At 53.3% G+C, this 18,010-nt stretch carries 9 protein-coding genes; 5 read left to right on the top strand and 4 right to left on the bottom strand.

Going from position 1 to position 18,010, the window contains the following annotated elements; translation table 11 throughout:
* The first annotated feature begins 311 nt into the window (after positions 1 to 311).
* Genes B051_RS21860 through B051_RS0100035 form a run of 3 tightly spaced genes read left to right on the top strand, consistent with a single transcriptional unit; the run spans position 312 to position 8,180 of the window.
* Positions 312 to 5,210 carry an ice-binding family protein gene (locus B051_RS21860; protein ID WP_018476115.1) on the top strand — a complete coding sequence of 1,633 codons (4,899 nt, stop codon included), beginning with the start codon at positions 312 to 314 and terminating at the stop codon, positions 5,208 to 5,210.
* Positions 5,211 to 5,245: 35 nt separating this feature from the next.
* The gene (locus B051_RS0100040) at positions 5,246 to 6,181 is read left to right on the top strand and encodes a PorP/SprF family type IX secretion system membrane protein (RefSeq protein ID WP_018476114.1); all 936 of its coding nucleotides are present in this window, start codon (positions 5,246 to 5,248) and stop codon (positions 6,179 to 6,181) included.
* Positions 6,182 to 6,200: 19 nt separating this feature from the next.
* The gene (locus tag B051_RS0100035) at positions 6,201 to 8,180 is read left to right on the top strand and encodes an OmpA family protein (RefSeq protein ID WP_018476113.1); all 1,980 of its coding nucleotides are present in this window, start codon (positions 6,201 to 6,203) and stop codon (positions 8,178 to 8,180) included.
* Between the two features lie 104 nt (positions 8,181 to 8,284).
* On the opposite strand, the gene B051_RS0100030 is transcribed toward B051_RS0100035, so the two are convergent.
* Positions 8,285 to 9,493 carry a PQQ-dependent sugar dehydrogenase gene (locus B051_RS0100030; protein WP_018476112.1) on the bottom strand — a complete coding sequence of 403 codons (1,209 nt, stop codon included), beginning with the start codon at positions 9,491 to 9,493 and terminating at the stop codon, positions 8,285 to 8,287.
* 208 nt (positions 9,494 to 9,701) lie between these two features.
* On the opposite strand from B051_RS0100030, the gene B051_RS0100020 reads away from it, so the two are divergent.
* Complete coding sequence (locus tag B051_RS0100020; RefSeq protein ID WP_071594835.1) at positions 9,702 to 11,996, top strand: TonB-dependent receptor domain-containing protein; 2,295 nt, start codon at positions 9,702 to 9,704, stop codon at positions 11,994 to 11,996.
* 11 nt (positions 11,997 to 12,007) lie between these two features.
* On the opposite strand, the gene B051_RS0100015 is transcribed toward B051_RS0100020, so the two are convergent.
* On the bottom strand, positions 12,008 to 12,586 hold the full coding sequence (locus B051_RS0100015; RefSeq protein ID WP_018476109.1) for a DUF4136 domain-containing protein: 579 nt from the start codon (positions 12,584 to 12,586) through the stop codon (positions 12,008 to 12,010).
* Positions 12,587 to 12,754: 168 nt separating this feature from the next.
* On the bottom strand, positions 12,755 to 15,673 hold the full coding sequence (gene gcvP / locus B051_RS0100010) for an aminomethyl-transferring glycine dehydrogenase (protein ID WP_018476108.1): 2,919 nt from the start codon (positions 15,671 to 15,673) through the stop codon (positions 12,755 to 12,757).
* Positions 15,674 to 15,947: 274 nt separating this feature from the next.
* Between gcvP and B051_RS0100005 the strand changes: the two genes are divergently transcribed.
* Positions 15,948 to 17,168, top strand: coding sequence for an NAD(P)-dependent oxidoreductase (locus tag B051_RS0100005; RefSeq protein WP_018476107.1), 1,221 nt, complete (start codon positions 15,948 to 15,950; stop codon positions 17,166 to 17,168).
* Between the two features lie 367 nt (positions 17,169 to 17,535).
* Here B051_RS0100005 and B051_RS22650 read toward each other — a convergent pair.
* A partial coding sequence (locus B051_RS22650) for a hypothetical protein (protein WP_211214309.1) occupies positions 17,536 to 18,010 on the bottom strand: 475 nt, incomplete at its 5' end.

Genomic DNA, 18,010 nt, shown 5'->3' with positions numbered 1-18,010 from the left:
AGAAAGCACTGAAACGCAATAACTATATAAATAGATTAACATATTCAAATATACTAATGTGAATTTTGATTTAAGTGTGTCTGCTACTCTCTTGGACTGAACTTTAGGGAGAATAAAAAAAAGTTTAGGAGCAGGTGTGTAGGAATAGTATAACTCTATCGGCGTTATAACATCCTATTCTTGATTTTATATTGCATTTTTTATATCGGATTAAACTAAGCTAAAAAAAATTAGTAACAGCAGATATAAAAAGTATATGATAATATGTCTATATTTATGACCATTATAATATTTTATTTCAAATTATCTATATGAGTAGAATTTTACTGCTAGTCTTTCTCTTCCTGACTGTCAGCACCACCCTTACCTACGGACAGCCAGACCTGAACCTGAACAGCGCAGAGGACTACGCCATCTTGGCGGCTTCGCGTGTCACGAACCAAGGAGCCACGGACGTGTACGGAGACCTGGGCGTTGTATCAGGGACCCCTGTTGTAGACACAGGCGTGTTGAAAGTCGACGGTGACAAGGAAATCGGTACTCCTATTGCTGCCCAGGCGCTTGAGGATGCACAAAGCCTATATAACAGTCTGCTCAATTACCCGAATCCTACCCCCCTGTTTTCCTCCATTCTTGGTAACTACCAGAAACTGTTCGCCGGGGTGTACAAAATCAGCGGCAATGCTACGCTGCGAGAAGGCCTGACACTGGACGGGCAAGGTAATCCGGACGCTACCTTTGTCATCATCATTGATGGCAACCTGAATTCCAATACAGACAAGACCTACATCAACCTGATTAATGGTGCACAGCCCAAAAATGTGTACTGGATAGTGAGGGGCAGCGTGGATACAGGCAAGACCAGTCTTTTCCAAGGTACTGTCATCGCACAGAATTCCATTAAGATTGGCGGCGGCGGCGTGATGATTGGTCGTGCCATATCGCTTGCAGGTGAGGTGAACCTGGAAGCGAACTTGGTTTTCATGCCCAATATCGTCATCGCGAACCTAAGTGTGCAGAAGGAAGCCGAGGAGAAGGAGTATAACCTGGGCTCATTCGTTACCTATACCATCAGAGCGACCAACCTAGGGCCAGACAACGCAACGGGTGTTGTCGTGAAGGAGGACATTCCGGCAGGGCTGCAGTTTGTAAGAGTGGAGTCTGCAACCAAGGGCACGTACAACACCAACACGAACCAGTGGCTGGTAGGAAACCTGGCAGTAGGAGAGGTTGAGACACTCAGATTGACCTTCCGCATCATAAGTACCGGGAACATCCGCAACAGAGTCGTCATCATTGGTGAAAATCCGGACCCGTCTCCGGACGAGGACGAGGACGAGGTAACTATCAAACTGCCTGATTTAGCTATAGACAAAACAGTGAACGGCGGACCTACTTACGTTGTGGGTCAGAACGTGCAGTATAGCGTCACAGTTAACAACAAGGGCGAAGGAACTGAGAGAAATGTGAAAGTAAGGGAAAAACTGCCACAGGGATTGGAATTTGTGAGCTATGAGGCTAGTGCAGGTGCCACTTATAATCCTGAAACAGGCCTTTTCTACATCCCGTCTATTGCAGGCAAATCATCTGCGACTCTAACTATCACTGCTAAGCTGGTGAAAGCAGGAAGAATAGAGAACATCGCCTTCCTCATCGACCGCGATAAAAATCCAGACAACCCGAATAATCCTGACAATCCGAATAACCCGGATGACCCAAATAACCCGGATAATCCAAACAACCCAGAGGACCCGAATAACCCGACTGACCCAGGCGATGGGGGGTACACAGACGCGGACCCTGACAACGACAAGGATGTCGTGGTGATTCCTGATGTGAAATGCCCTACTTTGACAGCGGCCATCACGGGTGAAACAACAATCTGTGCTAATACGCAGCAGACTTTCACCGTGACGCCAGTCATAGGAGCTACCTATGCCTTTACACTGCCATTGGGTTGGACGCTGGCTGAGCCGCAAGCGGGCAATACTATCAAAGTGAACGTAGGCCCTGCAGGAGGAGCCAAAGTCATTAAGGTAACAGTGACTGACCAATGCAAGAACAAAGTAACCGCTGAGTTGAATGTGCAGGTGACTGGATTGCCGGTTGTGCCTGTGATTACGGGCGGTGCGTCCCTCTGCTTCAACACCGAAGGCGTGACCTTCACAGCGACAGGCGTAGCCGAAGGCCTTGCCTATACCTGGTCAGTTGACGAGAACCTGGAAATTGTAGGTGGAAACACAGGAGCCAGTGTGGTAGTGAAAGCAAAAGGCGGAAGCCTGTCAGGGGGCATAGTATCGTTGAAAGTGACGAACAACTGTGGTCTCGAGAGCATCGCCACCAAAGTGATAGTTGTGACACCAGCGCCTGTTGCTCCAGTGTCTATTATAGGTGACATAGAAGTATGTGCAGGCAAGCAGATGACCTTCAGGACCGCTGCCATCACGGGAGCCACCAGCTATACCTGGACACTTCCTGCCGGATGGGAATTCGCGCAGAACACAGCCACTAACACGAACCAGGTGACGGTAGTAGCCGGAACAACCGGTGGTACTATAAGTGTGACGGCGAACAACGCCTGCACCAGCAGTGCAGCTGCATCCTTGGCTGTGACGGTGACCAACGCACCGGCTGCCCCTGCAGCGATATCAGGAGAGACAACCCCTTGTATCGGCTCAGAGCAGGAATACTCTGTAGCAGCAGTAGAAGGTGCGACAGGCTATGTATGGACACTGCCTTCCAGCTGGTCCTTTATCGGTGACAACACCGGTAACACCATTCGTGTGAAAGTAGGTACGAGCACCAGCACCGTGACCATCAAAGCCGCCGTGAAAAACAAATGCTTCACAGGCGAACAGGCGACCTTGGAAATCAATCCAAACAAGAAGCCAGAAACTCCCGGAGCCATCACTGGTCCAACAGCAGGCGTATGTGGTACAAGCACGGGCAATGTCTACTCCATTGATGCGGTACCGGGTACCACTGGCTATACCTGGGATGTGCCGGCAGGCTGGACCATAACAGAAGGACAGGGCACGACCCGCATTGTAGTGACAGCCGGAACAACGGGCGGTACTGTGAGTGTAATAGCCTCCAATGCCTGTGGCAACAGCGCACCAAGAACCTTTACTGCGACCGTAGTTACTATTCCGGCAGCGCCTGTCAGCATCTCGGGCAGTGCCGCTGTGTGTGCAGGAACAGAAACGACCTACTCCGTGGCAGCAACTGCAGGCATAACCTATACCTGGACGGTTCCGGCCGGATGGGAGATAGTAAGTGGCCAAGGCACTGCGCAGGTTCGAGTGAGATTTGGGACGGGTTCAGGTAACGTGGAGGTAGTAGCGGGTAACGCCTGTGGCATCAGCAGCAAGGCTAGCCGTGCAGTGAGTGTATCAGATGTGCCAGCCGCGCCAGCCGCTATCAGTGGCCTGACCACACCATGTGCGGGCACAGAAGTGACCTACACTACCAACGCAATAGAAGGAGCCACCGGCTATACCTGGGACATACCGACAGGATGGGCCGTGAAAGGAAGCCGTACCACCAACACCATTACTATAGTGGTAGGCAGCACCCCGGGAACATTGAAAGTAGCAGCCGCAAATGCCTGTGGCGCGAGTGCTCAGGCAAGCCTGGCTATCACGCCTGCCACGATACCAGCACGGCCAGGCGCCATCAACAGCCCGGAAGCAGTCTGCTCCATGAGCCAGGGCAACGTATTCAGCATAACAGCCGTGCCAGGTGCCACCAGCTATACCTGGACGGTGCCTACCGGATGGGAAATCACAGCGGGCCAGGGCACAACAAGCATCACCGTATCAAGCAACGCAACAGGCGGTACTGTAAAAGTGAAGGCCTCTAATGAGTGCGGAACTAGCGAAGAGAGAACAACGACTATCAATGTCTCTACCATACCTGCCGTGCCTGTGGCCATCTCTGGTAACAATGACCTGTGCGCCGGTGTGGAAGCAACTTACTCCGTGACAGCAGTTTCAGGCGTGACTTACAACTGGACAGTTCCTGCTACAGGGGGATGGGAAATCCTGAGCGGCCAAGGTACAGCGCAGGTCCGTGTTAAAATCGGAACGACCTCTGGAAGCGTGGAAGTATCTGCTTCTAATGCTTGCGGCGCCAGCAGCAAAGCCAGCCGTGCCGTAGCCGTGACCAACACGCTGGATGCGCCAGTAGCCATCACAGGAAACACTACGGCCTGTATCGGCACAGAACTGACCTACAGCATTGATGCAGTAGCCGGTGCGGCAGGCTATACCTGGAAGGTGCCGGCCACCTGGACCCTGATAGGCAGCGCGACAGGCACCAGCATCCGCGTACGAGTGGGTGCGGGAGCAGGTGAAATCAGAGCAGCCGTGAACAACCGATGTGGTGCAGGCTCTGAAGCTGTTCTGGCGGTAGCGCCTACGCTTGCTCCGGAAACACCAGGTGCTATCACCAATGTATCGGATGTTTGTATCAGCAGTGCAGGCAACGTGTTGAGCGTAGCAGCTGTGCCAGGCGCCACATCTTATACCTGGACAGTGCCTGCAGGTTGGGTCATTACAGGCGGACAAGGCACTAACAACATCACAGTGACCGCCACTGCAACAGGCGGTGCCGTGAGTGTGACAGCCTCGAATGACTGCGGTACCAGCCCAGCCTCTACCCGCAACATCGACATCACGATACCTCCGGCAGCGGTAGGCCGCATAACCGACAGAAGCAACGTGTGCGACGGACTTGTATTCACGGCAGACGCTGTGGAAGGCGCCACCTCCTATACCTGGTCTGTGTCGCCTGGCTTCACCATTGTGGCAGGTCAGGGTACTGCCACTGTCACTGTGAAGGCTGACTCTCCGAAGGCAACCGGGCAGGTGACCGTAACCGCCAACAACGGCGACTGCGCCAGCTCAGTAGAAGCAAGCGCCCCAATAGACGCTACTCTGGCAGACGGCCAGCTTGAATTCCCGAAAGCCTTCAGCCCGAACGGCGACGGCAAGAACGACAACTGGACTATTCCGAATCTGCTCAAGTTTCCGGACAACGAGGTGGTGATATTCAACCGCTGGGGCTCTGAGGTGTACAAGCAGCGCGCTTACAAGAATGACTGGATGGGCAGAGGCCTGGAGCAGGGTACTTACTTCTATAAGGTAAGGGTGAAACTGTGTGATGGTGTGTACAAGGAATACTCCGGATACGTGGCCATCTTCCGCTAAGAGTGACAGCAAAATATCTGAATAACTTTTTTACAATGAGAATACTTTATACCCTGCTGGCCCTATTGCTCACATTTGCGGCTAGTGCCCAGCAAAACCCGCAGTACTCACAGTACATCTTCAACAGTATGGCCATCAACCCGGCTTATACCGGTACCAAAGGTGTGCTTAACATCAACGCGTTCCACCGTTCCCAGTGGACGGGCCTGGAAGGAGCCCCTACCACACAGGCGCTGAGCGTGGATGGGATTCCCGCACACGATAGGCTGGGACTGGGTCTGAACATCACCCGCGACAAAATCGGTGCCTACTCCACGCTGTCGGCCTATGCCAATGCAGCCACCCGGATTTCGGTGAGCGAGCATGGCGTGCTGAGCCTGGGTGTGGCTGCCGGTATCGTGCAGAACGTGATGGATGGAACCGAACTGGGCGTGCCGGATGACCCGAGCATACCGAGCGGCAAAGAAGTGACTTACCGCCCGGACGTGAAGCTGGGCATGTACTTCCACACGCCACGCTTCTACGCTGGTCTCTCCGCCTCTGACCTGATACAGTACAAGGATATTCTGCAGATAGAACCCAAGCGCCATTACTATTTCACAACCGGCTATGTGTTCGACGTGAGCAGCTTTGTGAAGCTCAAGCCGAGCATCCTGGTAAAAGAAGACTTCCATGCGCCAGCCAACATTGACCTGAACGGCTTTGTGCTACTGGGCGACAAGCTGTGGCTAGGAACCTCCTACCGTACCAGTGCCCCCATCTTCAACAAAAACCAGGAGGAGCTGGAAGTGAACAAGCGCACGGCCCTGGCGTTGATTGCACAACTGCAGGTGACCAACGCACTGCGCCTGGGTTATTCTTACGACAAGATGCTGAACGACCTGAACGGCTTCCATTCGCACGAGATTTCAGTGGGTTACTACTTCTTCAAGAAGCAGGATACGAAAATGTTGACGCCTCAATACTTTTAATCCTTAGCTTTTACCGCATATGAACTATAAATACATACCCTTATACCTTGTAGTAAGCTTCATGCTAGGTGTAGCCCCTGCCGCCCAGGCGCAGCAGGAGCTTCGCAAAGCGAACAAACATTTCGAGAAATATGAGTTCTCGCTGGCGCTGGAGCAATACCAGAAAGCCTCCGAGAAACGCATGCCCGATGTGGTGACCACGGAGCGTATCGCCACTTCTTACCGTCTGACCAGGCGCTCTGCCGAGGCGGAGAAGTGGTACGGACAGGTAGTTGCGATGCCAGGCCGTGACCCGATGAATGTATACCACTTCGCTGAGGCATTGCGCAGCAACGGAAAGTATGAACCGGCTAAGGAGCAGTACATGAAGTGGGGCGAGGAGATGCCGGAGATGGAAGAACGTGCGCAGATGCTGATGGAAGCCTGTGACAAGGCCGTGAGCTGGATGAAACAGCTGCCCGTGGCGGAGGTAGAGCACCTAAGTGGCCTGAGTGCCAAAGGATTTTCTGACTTCAGCCCCATGAACTACGGGCAGGGCATCATCTTCACGTCAGACCGTGGCACCAACGCAGGCGGCAAAGCAGCCGGCACCTACGGTTGGACAGGCCGGCCATACCTGCAGCTGTTCACGGCCAGCCGCGACAGCAAGGGCAACTGGGGCGCGCCAACCGCCATGCACGAGATGATTAACGGGGAGTACCACAACGCGACGGCTTCTGCTACGGAAGACGGTCAGGCGCTCTACTTCACCAGAACTAAACTGGTGCAGAAGCGCAACACCGGAAACACCGACCCCACCAGTTGGATAGCAAACCCGAATCAGGCTACAGAATACATCAACCGACTGGAGATTTACACGGCTCAGAAGCGAGGCGCCACTTGGTCTGATATTAAGCCTTTCGCCTATAATAACGTGGAAGAGTACTCAGTAGGGCACCCCGCCCTGTCACCGGATGGCAAAATCATGTATTTTGCATCGGATATGCCAGGAGGTATAGGCGAGACGGATATCTACTACTCGTTGCGCCAGCAGGATGGCAGCTGGGGAGAGCCTGTCAATGCCGGAATCCTCATCAACACCACTGGTCGTGAGAGCTTCCCCTACATCGACAATGCTGGCAAACTGCATTTCGCTTCTGACGGACACAGCGGTATGGGTGGCCTGGACATTTTCACAACCGAGGGCAAGCACGCCGCCTGGACGGCTGTGAAGAATATGGGCTATCCTATCAATTCCCCTAAGAATGACTACGGCATCATGTTCGATGGGGAAGGAGAGACTGGTCTTCTGTCCTCTAACCGTGACGCGAACGATGGGACAGACGACATCTATAGCTTCAAAATGCTGCAGAAACCAGTGGTTTTGGCCGTGACGACATTGGAGCGCAAGCAGAATGAGCAGAAGAAAAACGTACAGGTAATTCTGCCGCAGGTGCAGTTAGTTATATCCCAAAAGAACCTAAACGACACGTCTACGGTTATGACAAATAGGAGGGGGCAGTATTTCATGGATGGCCGCAAAGGAAATTCCTATACCTTCCTTGGTACCAAGCAAGGCTACCTGAACCAGAACACGACTGTGAACGTGCCAACCACAGCGGGAGACACCGTGCAGGTGGCGCTGCTGTTCGACAGGGACGAGAAAGACAAGGCCATCGTGCTGGAGAACATCTACTACGACCTGGACAAATGGGATATCCGCCCGGATGCCGCCACAGAACTGGACAAGCTGGCGGCGATACTGGAGGCCAACCCGAACGTCAAAATCGAGTTGAGCTCCCACACCGACAGCCGCGAGAGCCTGAAATACAACCAGCTGCTTTCGGAGCGCAGAGCCCAGGCAGCCGTGGATTATCTGATAACCAAAGGTATAGCCAGTGACAGGCTCACGGCCAAAGGCTACGGCAAAACCAGGCTAGTGAATGATTGTATCGACGGTGTGCAGTGTCCTGAGGAGCTGCACCAGCAGAACAGAAGAACAGAGTTCCGAATCAAGTAAGGGCTCTGACCGAAAAAGACTCAAGATTTTTATTAGCTTTCATAGTTTGGAAAGGCTCCGCAGATTCTGTCGGAGCTTTTTTACTTTTTAGGTATAGCGGGGGCTTACTTCTTCTGCTGTCCGCCAGTATGCGACACACGGTATACCACACCATTGGCGTCATCGGTAACCAGCAGCGAGCCATCTGTGTGCGTAGCCAAACCTACTACGCGTCCAAACTGCGCCTTGCCGCCGTCCACCAGAAAGCCGGTCACGAAATCCTGAAACTCCTTGGGCTGCCCCTTCTCGAACCGGACGCGCACCACTTTGTAGCCAACAGGCTTGGACCGGTTCCAGGACCCATGAAAGGCCACAAAGGCATCACCCTGGTATTCTTGCGGAAACTGCTTCCCGCTGTAGAACTTCATGTCAAGACCGGAACTGTGGGCATCGTAAGTGAGGAGGGGGTACTTGGTTTTCTTCTTGTATGCTTCGTAGCTCATGTCCTTTGGCTGGTCGCCGGGGTTTTCCTTTCCTTCGCCGTAGATGTAAGGCCAGCCATAGTCGGCGCCTTCTTCAATCTTATTCAGCTCTTCGCGCTGCTCGTCATCACCCAGCCAATCGATGCCGTGGTCCATACCAAACATTTCTTTGGTCTGCGGGTGCCAATCAAAACCAAGCGTGTTGCGGAGGCCTTTTGCGTATACCTTTCGGTTTTTGCCGTCAAGGTCAGCTTGCAGAATAGCGCCGTGCTCCTTGTTAGGCTCCTCGCAGGAGTTGCAGGTGCTGCCAATGGAGATGTAGAGTTTGTTGTCGTTGCCAATGCGGAGGGTTCGATTGGGGTGCTGTCCGCCATCAGGGAGGTCATTGATTATCATCTGCAGCTCTGACAGCGTTCCGTCCTTGTTGATGTTGGCTGTATAGACCTCTTTGATGGTGGCGAGCCATACCTTGTTGTCGCGGAGCGCGATGCCGTGCATGTGCTCTTTGGTGGCGACTACTTTCTGTTCATCAGCTTTGCCGTCTTTGTTGGTATCGCGCAACATGGTCACGGTGCCCTTATCACGGTCCGTCACATATACCACGCCCTCGTTGCTGACGGCTATCATGCGGGGCTTGTTGAGGTTCTCGGCGAACTTGGTGATTTGGAAGCCGGCTGGAACTTTCAATTGTTTAACGCGGGCATCAGTGGCATCCACTTGTGCCGGTTTAAAAATATGGCCTTCGACAGAAGCGGAGATAGGCTTTTGATTTTGCTGGGCGAAAAGTGGAGATGGCGCCGTGCAGGCAGCCAAAGCCATAGACAGCAGGAAGGTAGGAGTATTTTTTTTCATAGCTTTTTTCTCAGGATACAGTGTGCCAGCTGTCGGTTCTCAAACCAATAGCCTATACCTTGGTTTGAAGTATTACAAGGTAATGGTGCAATTTGTTGCAGAACGGCAGGTGGAGGCGCTTCGCTTGGAGCTGAGCGGTCAAGGTATAGCGACCTAATCCTTAACTTTACTGTGCCCGGCACCGTTGGGAAAAGCTACCTATCAAATTATGAAGAACCCATTCCGATTTCGATTCTTAGCACTTGCATTGCTGTGCTACCTGTTGCCTTACCAGCTGCTGGCACAGCAACTGCTGCAAGGCCGCACGCTGGATGCACGCAGTCGCTTGCCATTAGAAGGAGTGACGGTGACGGCGAGCACAGGAGAACAGGCAATTACAAACGAAAGCGGCCGGTTCGCGCTGACAGTACGGCAACAGGGTGTAGCATTGACTTTCAGTTATCTAGGGTATAGCACACAAACCTTAACAGCAGCTAATTCAACAGAAGAGCTGCAGGTACTACTCCAGCCCACAGCGGCGAATTTGGCTGAGGTGGTGGTGACAGGCTATGAGAGCAACCGCCCGCTGCTGCAGACGGCCGGTGCCTTGAGTGTGGTGGAGCCGGAGGTGCTGCAGCGCTTTGATGAAAGCTCTTTGGTTCGTGCCGTAAACACGGTGCCTGGCGTACGCATGGAGGAAAGAGCCACGGCCAGCTACCGACTCTCCATACGAGGCAGCAGCCTGCGCTCACCTTATGGCATCCGAAATGTCAAGGTATACCTGGGCGAGATTCCCCTGACGGAGGCCAATGGCATCACGAACCTGAACCTGCTGGATGCCGCTAACTTCAATCGCATCGAAATCATCAAAGGGCCTACGGGCAGCATCTATGGGGCAGGCACAGGCGGAACGATTCTGCTGGAACCGCGCCGGGCGACTCCCGGCGAGCGCGTGCTGCAAGCAGGAACCACCTTTGGCTCCTTCGGGCTGCAACGCTATACGGCCAGTGCCAGTATGGGGAGCGAGAAAAGCAGCCTGCTGGTGCAGTATACCCGGCAAAGGTATGGCGGCTACCGCGAGCAATCGGCCATGGACCGCGAGACTTTGCTGCTGACCTCCTCCTTCTACCCATCTGCCAAGAGCACCATCAACGCCAACATCATTTATTCGGACCTATACTACGAGCTGCCAGGAGGCCTGACACGGGAGCAATACGAACAGGACCCACGGCAGGCGCGCGGCGGTATGTTTGGCAGTGTGGTGCAGAATGCCTCTATGAATCAAAAAGGAGTGAACATGGGACTGTCGCAGGAGTACCGGTTCAGTGACAGTTGGAAGAACACCACCGCCCTTTACGGCCTGTTCCGGTTTCGGGACCACCCCTTCAACACCGATTACGAACGAAATGCAAACCAGGAGTATGGCGGTCGAAGCCGATTTGTCTATACCTCCAATATGGGCGCAGTGGGCACGACGGTGACTTTCGGAGGGGAATACCAGCGCGGCTTCGAAGCAGCTCGCACCTACGACAATAACCTGGGCCGACCCGACAGCCTGCGCACCGACGATGAAGTTCTCGCTAAAACGGGCCTGTTGTTTTCGCAGGCTGAGTTTACATTGCCTAGTAACTGGATAGCCACTGCGGCCCTGAGCCTCAACGACACCCGCTATGAAATCACTAGGCTGCGACAGGCGGCAAGTGGAGGGGCGTACCAGTATAGTCGTGATTTCAAAGCGGTGCTTTCGCCGCGAGTGGCGTTGCTGAAGCGGCTGTCGGAGCGGCTGTCGGTGCATGGCAGTGTCAGTTCCGGCTTCTCGCCGCCGAGCGACGAGGAGTTGCTCACCTCGGATGGTGTGCTGAATCAGGAACTGGAGGCGGAAAAGGGTATTAACTACGAGGCAGGTATACGCGGCTATACCCTGCATGAGAAACTCCACTTCGATGTAGTGGCTTTCCATTTCCGGCTGCGGGAAACTATCGTGAGCCGGCAGGACCTGTCCAGCATTGCTGTGTTCCGGAATGTGGGGGCGACGGAGCAAAGTGGGCTCGAGACTGCGGTAGGCTATACCTTCTTGCAAGATGAAGCGCTTCCCGTAAGTCTGTTCAAGGTATGGGGGAGCTATACCTACAGCCACTTCCGTTTTAAAGACTACCAGCGGGATGGCACGGATTTGAACGGCAACAGACTCACAGGCGTAGCGCCCCACACGGCCACCGCCGGGCTGGACCTGGCTACACGCTTTGGGCTATACCTGTACCTGACGGCCAACTATGCAGATGCCATACCGCTCAACGATGAAAACACTGTCTATGCCGATGCCTATGTCGTAGCCGGAGCCCGACTGGGATTCAAAAGGGAGCTCGGGCAGCAGTTCCAATTAAATGTGTTTGGCGGAGCTGAGAACCTGACAGACGAGAAATACAGTCTGGGCAATGACCTCAACGCCTTCGGGGCACGCTATTTTCAACCTGCCGCTCCACGAAATTTCTACGGAGGACTGTCGCTGTCCTACAAACTGTAGGCTGGAATAGGCTACCTGCCGGGTGGGTACTGCGCCAGGATAGCCGCAATGGACCGTCTGATTTTGCTTTCCTCGGTCAGCCCTGCGTCGATTTCCCCTTCCGCAGCCCCCCGCCACACCAGTTCGTTGGTGCCTGGGTCTATTAAATCAATCACCAAAGTTCCTACCGGATAGGCATCAATCGTCCTGATAGAAGGGAACGCGGTGGAGCGGTAGGTATAGCGGTAGCCGTACCAGGCGCTGTAACTACCAGTATCAGGCGAGTTAGGCGCCGGCGCGACAGCCACATCGTAGGCCACTAGCAAGTCTGGGCTTTCTGCATCGGGAGACAGGCCCTTCTTCACCAGTTCAGCCGCTACGGCGTCCCGCACGCGCCTGTCCAGCAGCGGTTCGTAGGCTGTGGGGTTGGCATTGGTTCCTGCCGCCTCCGGTTCAATGATGGAAAATGTCCGGTAGGTCTGGAAATTAGCTCCTCTGTCAAAGTCACTGGTGGCCATGATGGAAGGAAGGCAACTACTAAGCCCGAACAGTATCAGGAAGAGCAATAAGATACCTAAGGCGGTAGGCGGAGGAGTATACCTATGGTTCATAGCTGCGCGTGGTTGTGAGGATGACCCTAAGGTATACGCTTTGAAAGAAACAGAGGGTTGTATACATGGGTATGCTTGACTCAGGCTATTTAACTGCAAGAGACTGACAGCAACAAAAAAGCCTGACCAACGGGTGGCCAGGCTTTTAGAATGTATGCAATGATTCGGTTAGCCGATGGCTACCATCTCACCGCCATTCTCATTATAGGATTCTATCGGAGCGCAGGAGCAAACCAGGTTACGGTCGCCGTAGGCGCTGTCGATGCGGCTAACGGTTGGCCATACCTTGTTATCGCGCAGGTAGGCCATCGGGAACACAGCCTTCTCACGGGAGTAAGGTCTGCTCCACTCTTCGGTCATCACCACTTTCAAGGTATGCGGCGCATGCTTCAGCACGTTCTCCTTCTGGTCTGCTTTGCCTTCCTCAATCTCACGAATCTCCTCACGGATGGAAATCATCACGTCGCAGAATCTGTCCAGTTCTTCCTGAGCCTCTGACTCCGTAGGCTCCACCATCAGCGTGCCCGCAACCGGGAACGACACAGTTGGTGCATGGAAGCCATAGTCCATCAAGCGCTTGGCGATGTCCTCTACCTCAACGCCCACTTTCTTGAACTGGCGGCAATCCAGAATCATCTCGTGCGCGCAACGGCCGTTGGCACCCACATACAATACCGGGTAGTGCTGCTCCAGACGCGCCTTGATGTAGTTGGCGTTCAGGATAGCCACTTTGGTCGCCTCCGTCAGCCCCTCACCGCCCATCATCGCGATGTAGGCATAAGAGATAGGTAGGATAGAAGCAGAGCCCCAAGGTGCAGCCGAAACAGCATGTATAGCCTCAGAACGGCCTAAATCCACAACAGCGTGGCCAGGCAGGAATGGAGCCAGGTCTTTCACCACACCGATAGGGCCCATGCCAGGACCACCGCCACCGTGAGGTATACAGAAGGTCTTGTGCAGGTTCAGGTGGCAAACGTCAGCGCCGATGTGGGCTGGTGAGGTCAAACCTACCTGAGCGTTCATGTTGGCACCGTCCATGTACACACGGCCACCGTTCTCATGGATGGCTTTGCAAATCTCGATGATGCTCTCTTCATACACACCATGTGTGGATGGGTACGTCACCATGAGGCAAGATAATTCATTTTTATACTGCTCTGCCTTTGCGCGCAGGTCGGCCACATCAATGTTGCCGCGCTCGTCGCACTTCACAATCACCACTTTCATGCCGGCCATCACCGCAGAAGCTGGGTTGGTGCCGTGTGCAGAAGATGGGATAAGAGCGATGTTCCGGTGGTGGTCGCCACGTGACTCGTGGTAGGCACGGATTACCATCAGACCCGCATACTCGCCCTGCGCACCAGAGTTCGGCTGCAGCGATACCGCATCAAAACGGGTGATTTCGCACAGCCAGGCCTCCAGGTCAGCAAAAATCTGCTTGTAACCCAGTGTCTGGTCAGCGGGAGCGAATGGGTGCAACTGTCCAATCTCAGGCCAGGTCACCGGAATCATCTCTGAAGTCGCGTTCAGCTTCATGGTACAAGAGCCGAGCGGAATCATGGAGTGTACCAGCGAGATGTCTTTGTTCTCGAGGTGCTTCATGTAGCGCAGCATCTCGTGTTCAGAATGGTGCTTGTTGAACACCTCGTGCGTGAGGTACTCGCTCTTGCGAATCAGGCTGTCAGACCAGGTGATTTCCGTCTCTTCCGGAAGCTCGTCTATACCTAGTACGTCACCAGACTTGCCGGCCACTTTCGCGAATACCGCGAGCACAGCCTTCACGTCTTCCAAATCAGTGTTCTGGTGAAGCGAAATACCAATCTGGTTCTCTTCAAAATAACGGAAGTTGATACCCGCTGCCTCAGCCTCCGTGCGGATAGCGTTTTTCAGGTCAGCGTTTTCAACGGCTATTTTCAGGGTATCGAAGTAGTGTTGGTTCAGTTGCTCAAAGCCCAATGCTTGCAAACCTTTTTCCAGTTGCTGTGCCAGCGCGTGGGTGTTCAGGCCGATGTACTTCAGGCGACGCGGACCGTGGTATACCGCATACATACCGGCGATAACTGCCAGCAGTACCTGGGCGGTACAGATGTTGGAGGTCGCTTTCTCTCGGCGGATGTGCTGCTCACGTGTCTGCAGGGCCATGCGATAAGCTCTGTTCCCCTCTGCATCCACAGAAAGACCAATGATACGGCCTGGAATCACACGCTTGAAGGCATCCTTCGTAGCAAAGTAACCCGCATGCGGGCCACCAAAGCCCATCGGCACGCCAAAGCGTTGGGTCGTGCCCACTACCGCATCGGCACCCATCTCACCTGGAGGCGTCAGCAATGTAAGCGAAAGGATATCAGCCGAAACGGCTACGAACATCTCCTGCTCGTGCGCCTTCGCGATAAAATCAGTATAGTCGAACACTTCACCGTCGGCGGCAGGGTACTGCACCAGGGCACCGAACAGTGTGTCGTCAGAAAAATCCACCTCGCGGTGGTCGCTAATCACCAGTTCAATTCCGATTGGCGTGGCACGGGAAGCCAAAACATCCAGCGTCTGCGGCAGCACCTGCTCTGACACGAAGAAGCGGTTGGCATTCTTGCGGGCGCCTTTGCGCTGGGCGTAGAACATGCCCATGGCCTCGGCGGCTGCAGTGCCTTCATCCAGCAACGAGGCGTTGGCAATCTCCATACCTGTCAGGTCCATCACCATGGTCTGGTAGTTAATCAGGGCCTCCAGTCGGCCTTGTGCTATCTCAGCCTGGTATGGCGTATAGGCGGTATACCAGCCTGGGTTCTCCATGATGTTGCGGAGAATGACAGGAGGCATGATGGTGTCGTTATAACCCAGGCCGATGTAAGACTTATATACCTTGTTCTGTCTGGCAATCTCCCCGAACTTCTTCAGGAAATCCCTCTCAGAAAGTGCCTTTGGCAGGTTAAGTGGCTTCTTCAGTCGAATGGCGGCCGGTACGGTCTCCTCAATCAGCTGGTCCAATGAGTCTACCCCAATGGTTTTAAGCATATCCTGCATCTGTTCCTTATCAGGGCCGTTGTGACGCTCCTTGAAGGTGTCAGCAGGTTTTGTTTTAAGTATCATAATGATGAAGTATTGATTGGGAATTTGGGTTTCAATTTTGCTGAGGAAGACAAGCCAAAGGCCCTCTTTCAGTAATTTCTACAAAAGTAATAGTTATTGTTTATTATATTGAAGCATGAAAGCTAAATAGTTCTGGGTGTGGCAGGTGCCTTTTCAAGTATAACACGGTAAGGTATAGCACATAAAAAGAGCAGCTGCCATTAGGGTGGTGGGTATACCCCGCCTCCCCCTGCCAAACATTAAACATCAAAGAAGAATTCAGAAAGACGTGCATATGCAGAAACATAAGATAGGTATCATCAAAGAAGGAAAAATACCGGTTGACAAGCGGGTGCCGCTCACTCCTAAAAAGTGCGTAGAGGCCATGCAGGAGTTTCCGTATGCCGAATTGGTGGTACAGCCAAGCGAGGTGAGGTGCTTTACCGATCAGGAATACGAGGAGCTGGGAATCTCCATGCAGCAGGACCTGAGCGACTGCCAGGTGCTGATGGGCGTGAAGGAGGTTCCAATTGACCAACTGATTCCGAACAAAACCTACTTCTTCTTTTCGCACACCATCAAGAAGCAGCCGCACAACGCCAAGCTGCTGCGCGCCATCCTTGACAAGAACATTACACTTATAGATTACGAGCTGCTCACCAATGATAAAGGGCAGCGGGTGGTAGCCTTCGGCAGGTATGCCGGTATAGTGGGGGCCTACAATGGCATTCTTACCTATGGCAGAAAGTGGAAGCTGTTTGACCTGAAGCCAGCCTACCAGTGCCACGAGATGGAGGACATGCAGGAGGAGTACTTCAAGGTGAAACTGCCCCCCATCAAGATAGCCGTGACTGGTGGAGGCCGTGTGGCAGGCGGCGCCATGGAGGTGCTCGACAAAATGGAGATAAGAAAGGTGAGCGTGTTTGATTACCTATACAAGCAGTTCAATGAGCCGGTATACGCCCAATTGCACTCCGGCGACTACAACAACCGCCCCGATGTGGAGGTATGGGACTCGCCTGATTTCTACGCGCACCCAGAGCTATACCAGTCCACGTTCCGCAAGTTCACCAAAGTAACCGACCTCCTGATGGCATGTGCCTATTGGGACCCCAATGCACCCAAGCTCTTCACGGAGGAGGATACCCGGCAACCCGACTTCAAAATAGACACCATTGCTGATATCACCTGCGATGTGGATGGCTCTATACCTACCACCAAGCGCTCTACTACTATAATAGACCCAGCCTACGATTACAACCCGGAGACAGGGGAGCTGGAGCCAGCCTTCAGTAGGAAAGAGAATATCACTGTGATGGCCGTCGATAATCTTCCATGCGAACTTCCGCGCAACGCCTCCCGCGATTTCGGCCGTAATATAATAGACTATGTGTTCCCACAAATTTTTAACAACGACAAGGGAGGTATGCTAGAGAGAGCTACAATAGCTAGAGGCGGTGAACTTACTGAGAAGTATAGGTATCTGCAGGGATACGCTGCGGCTTCTGTAGTATAAGCTGCTATTATATATAGAAAGAAGAGCCAGTAGAAATATAAGCCTCATATAAAAGGTATAGTCAGGTAATGGCTATACCTTTTGTGATTTAATAACTCTTTTAGATTAATAGAGGAGAGACTTCCAAGGATAATGCGAGCTGCAGGAGCCATTGTGAAAGCCGATATAATAACTGAGAATAAACTCTAAAGTATTTTTAAAGAATTTGATGTTGCAACTCAAGAAGTTGAAGGAAACTGATTAGCAACAACAGCGAGAGTTCGTCCCAGGCGCTTGCGGTTGAGGAAACGTTTCCTACCTTTGCACTCCCAACCCGGTCCAACGGGGCGGGGGGAAGGGAGCGAAGCGGCGGCCGGCAGGGCGGCCGTCAGAGGATGAAAGCGAGACCGAAGGCATCTGAACGATTACTGAAAAAAAACTTTGGCCGGGTGCTTGCGGAAACGAAACTTCTGCCTACCTTTGCAGCCCGCTTCAGCAGGAGGCGTTCGGAGGCCTCTTCCTGACAGGGGCGGCCGGAGAAAAAAGAGAGAAAAAGTTTCGCCTGGCTGTTTGCAGGTTCAAAAAGGTTGCTTACCTTTGCAACCCGCTCTGAAACGAAGGTTTCGAAGGGGCCTCCCAGCCAGACGGGCCGGGGAGAAAGAGAAAAAAAAGTCAGTGTTTTTGTTGCAAAGAGGAAAATGTTTCCTACCTTTGCACTCCGCAAACGAGGGCAGCCCGGTTCGGAGACAACGACAACACGAGTGAGTGGCCTGCGGGCCGGCCCTGCAGAAGAGCAGGGCGCAACTGGGAGAGGTAGTCTTCCGGAAAGTTCTTTGAGAGACTGTGAGATAGAAGATAGAAAG

Origin of the sequence: Pontibacter roseus DSM 17521 (assembly GCF_000373265.1) — a bacterium.
In the GTDB taxonomy this organism is placed as follows: domain Bacteria; phylum Bacteroidota; class Bacteroidia; order Cytophagales; family Hymenobacteraceae; genus Pontibacter; species Pontibacter roseus.
Note: the sequence above shows the minus strand (reverse complement) of the source record. Positions and strands in the feature narration are given on the sequence as shown.

Coding starts and splice junctions, on each gene's coding strand:
- B051_RS21860 (WP_018476115.1), top strand. CDS start 312: ATGAGTAGAATTTTACTGCTAGTCTTTCTCTTCCTGACTGTCAGCACC.
- B051_RS0100040 (WP_018476114.1), top strand. CDS start 5,246: ATGAGAATACTTTATACCCTGCTGGCCCTATTGCTCACATTTGCGGCT.
- B051_RS0100035 (WP_018476113.1), top strand. CDS start 6,201: ATGAACTATAAATACATACCCTTATACCTTGTAGTAAGCTTCATGCTA.
- B051_RS0100030 (WP_018476112.1), bottom strand. CDS start 9,493: ATGAAAAAAAATACTCCTACCTTCCTGCTGTCTATGGCTTTGGCTGCC.
- B051_RS0100020 (WP_071594835.1), top strand. CDS start 9,702: ATGAAGAACCCATTCCGATTTCGATTCTTAGCACTTGCATTGCTGTGC.
- B051_RS0100015 (WP_018476109.1), bottom strand. CDS start 12,586: ATGAACCATAGGTATACTCCTCCGCCTACCGCCTTAGGTATCTTATTG.
- gcvP (WP_018476108.1), bottom strand. CDS start 15,673: ATGATACTTAAAACAAAACCTGCTGACACCTTCAAGGAGCGTCACAAC.
- B051_RS0100005 (WP_018476107.1), top strand. CDS start 15,948: ATGCAGAAACATAAGATAGGTATCATCAAAGAAGGAAAAATACCGGTT.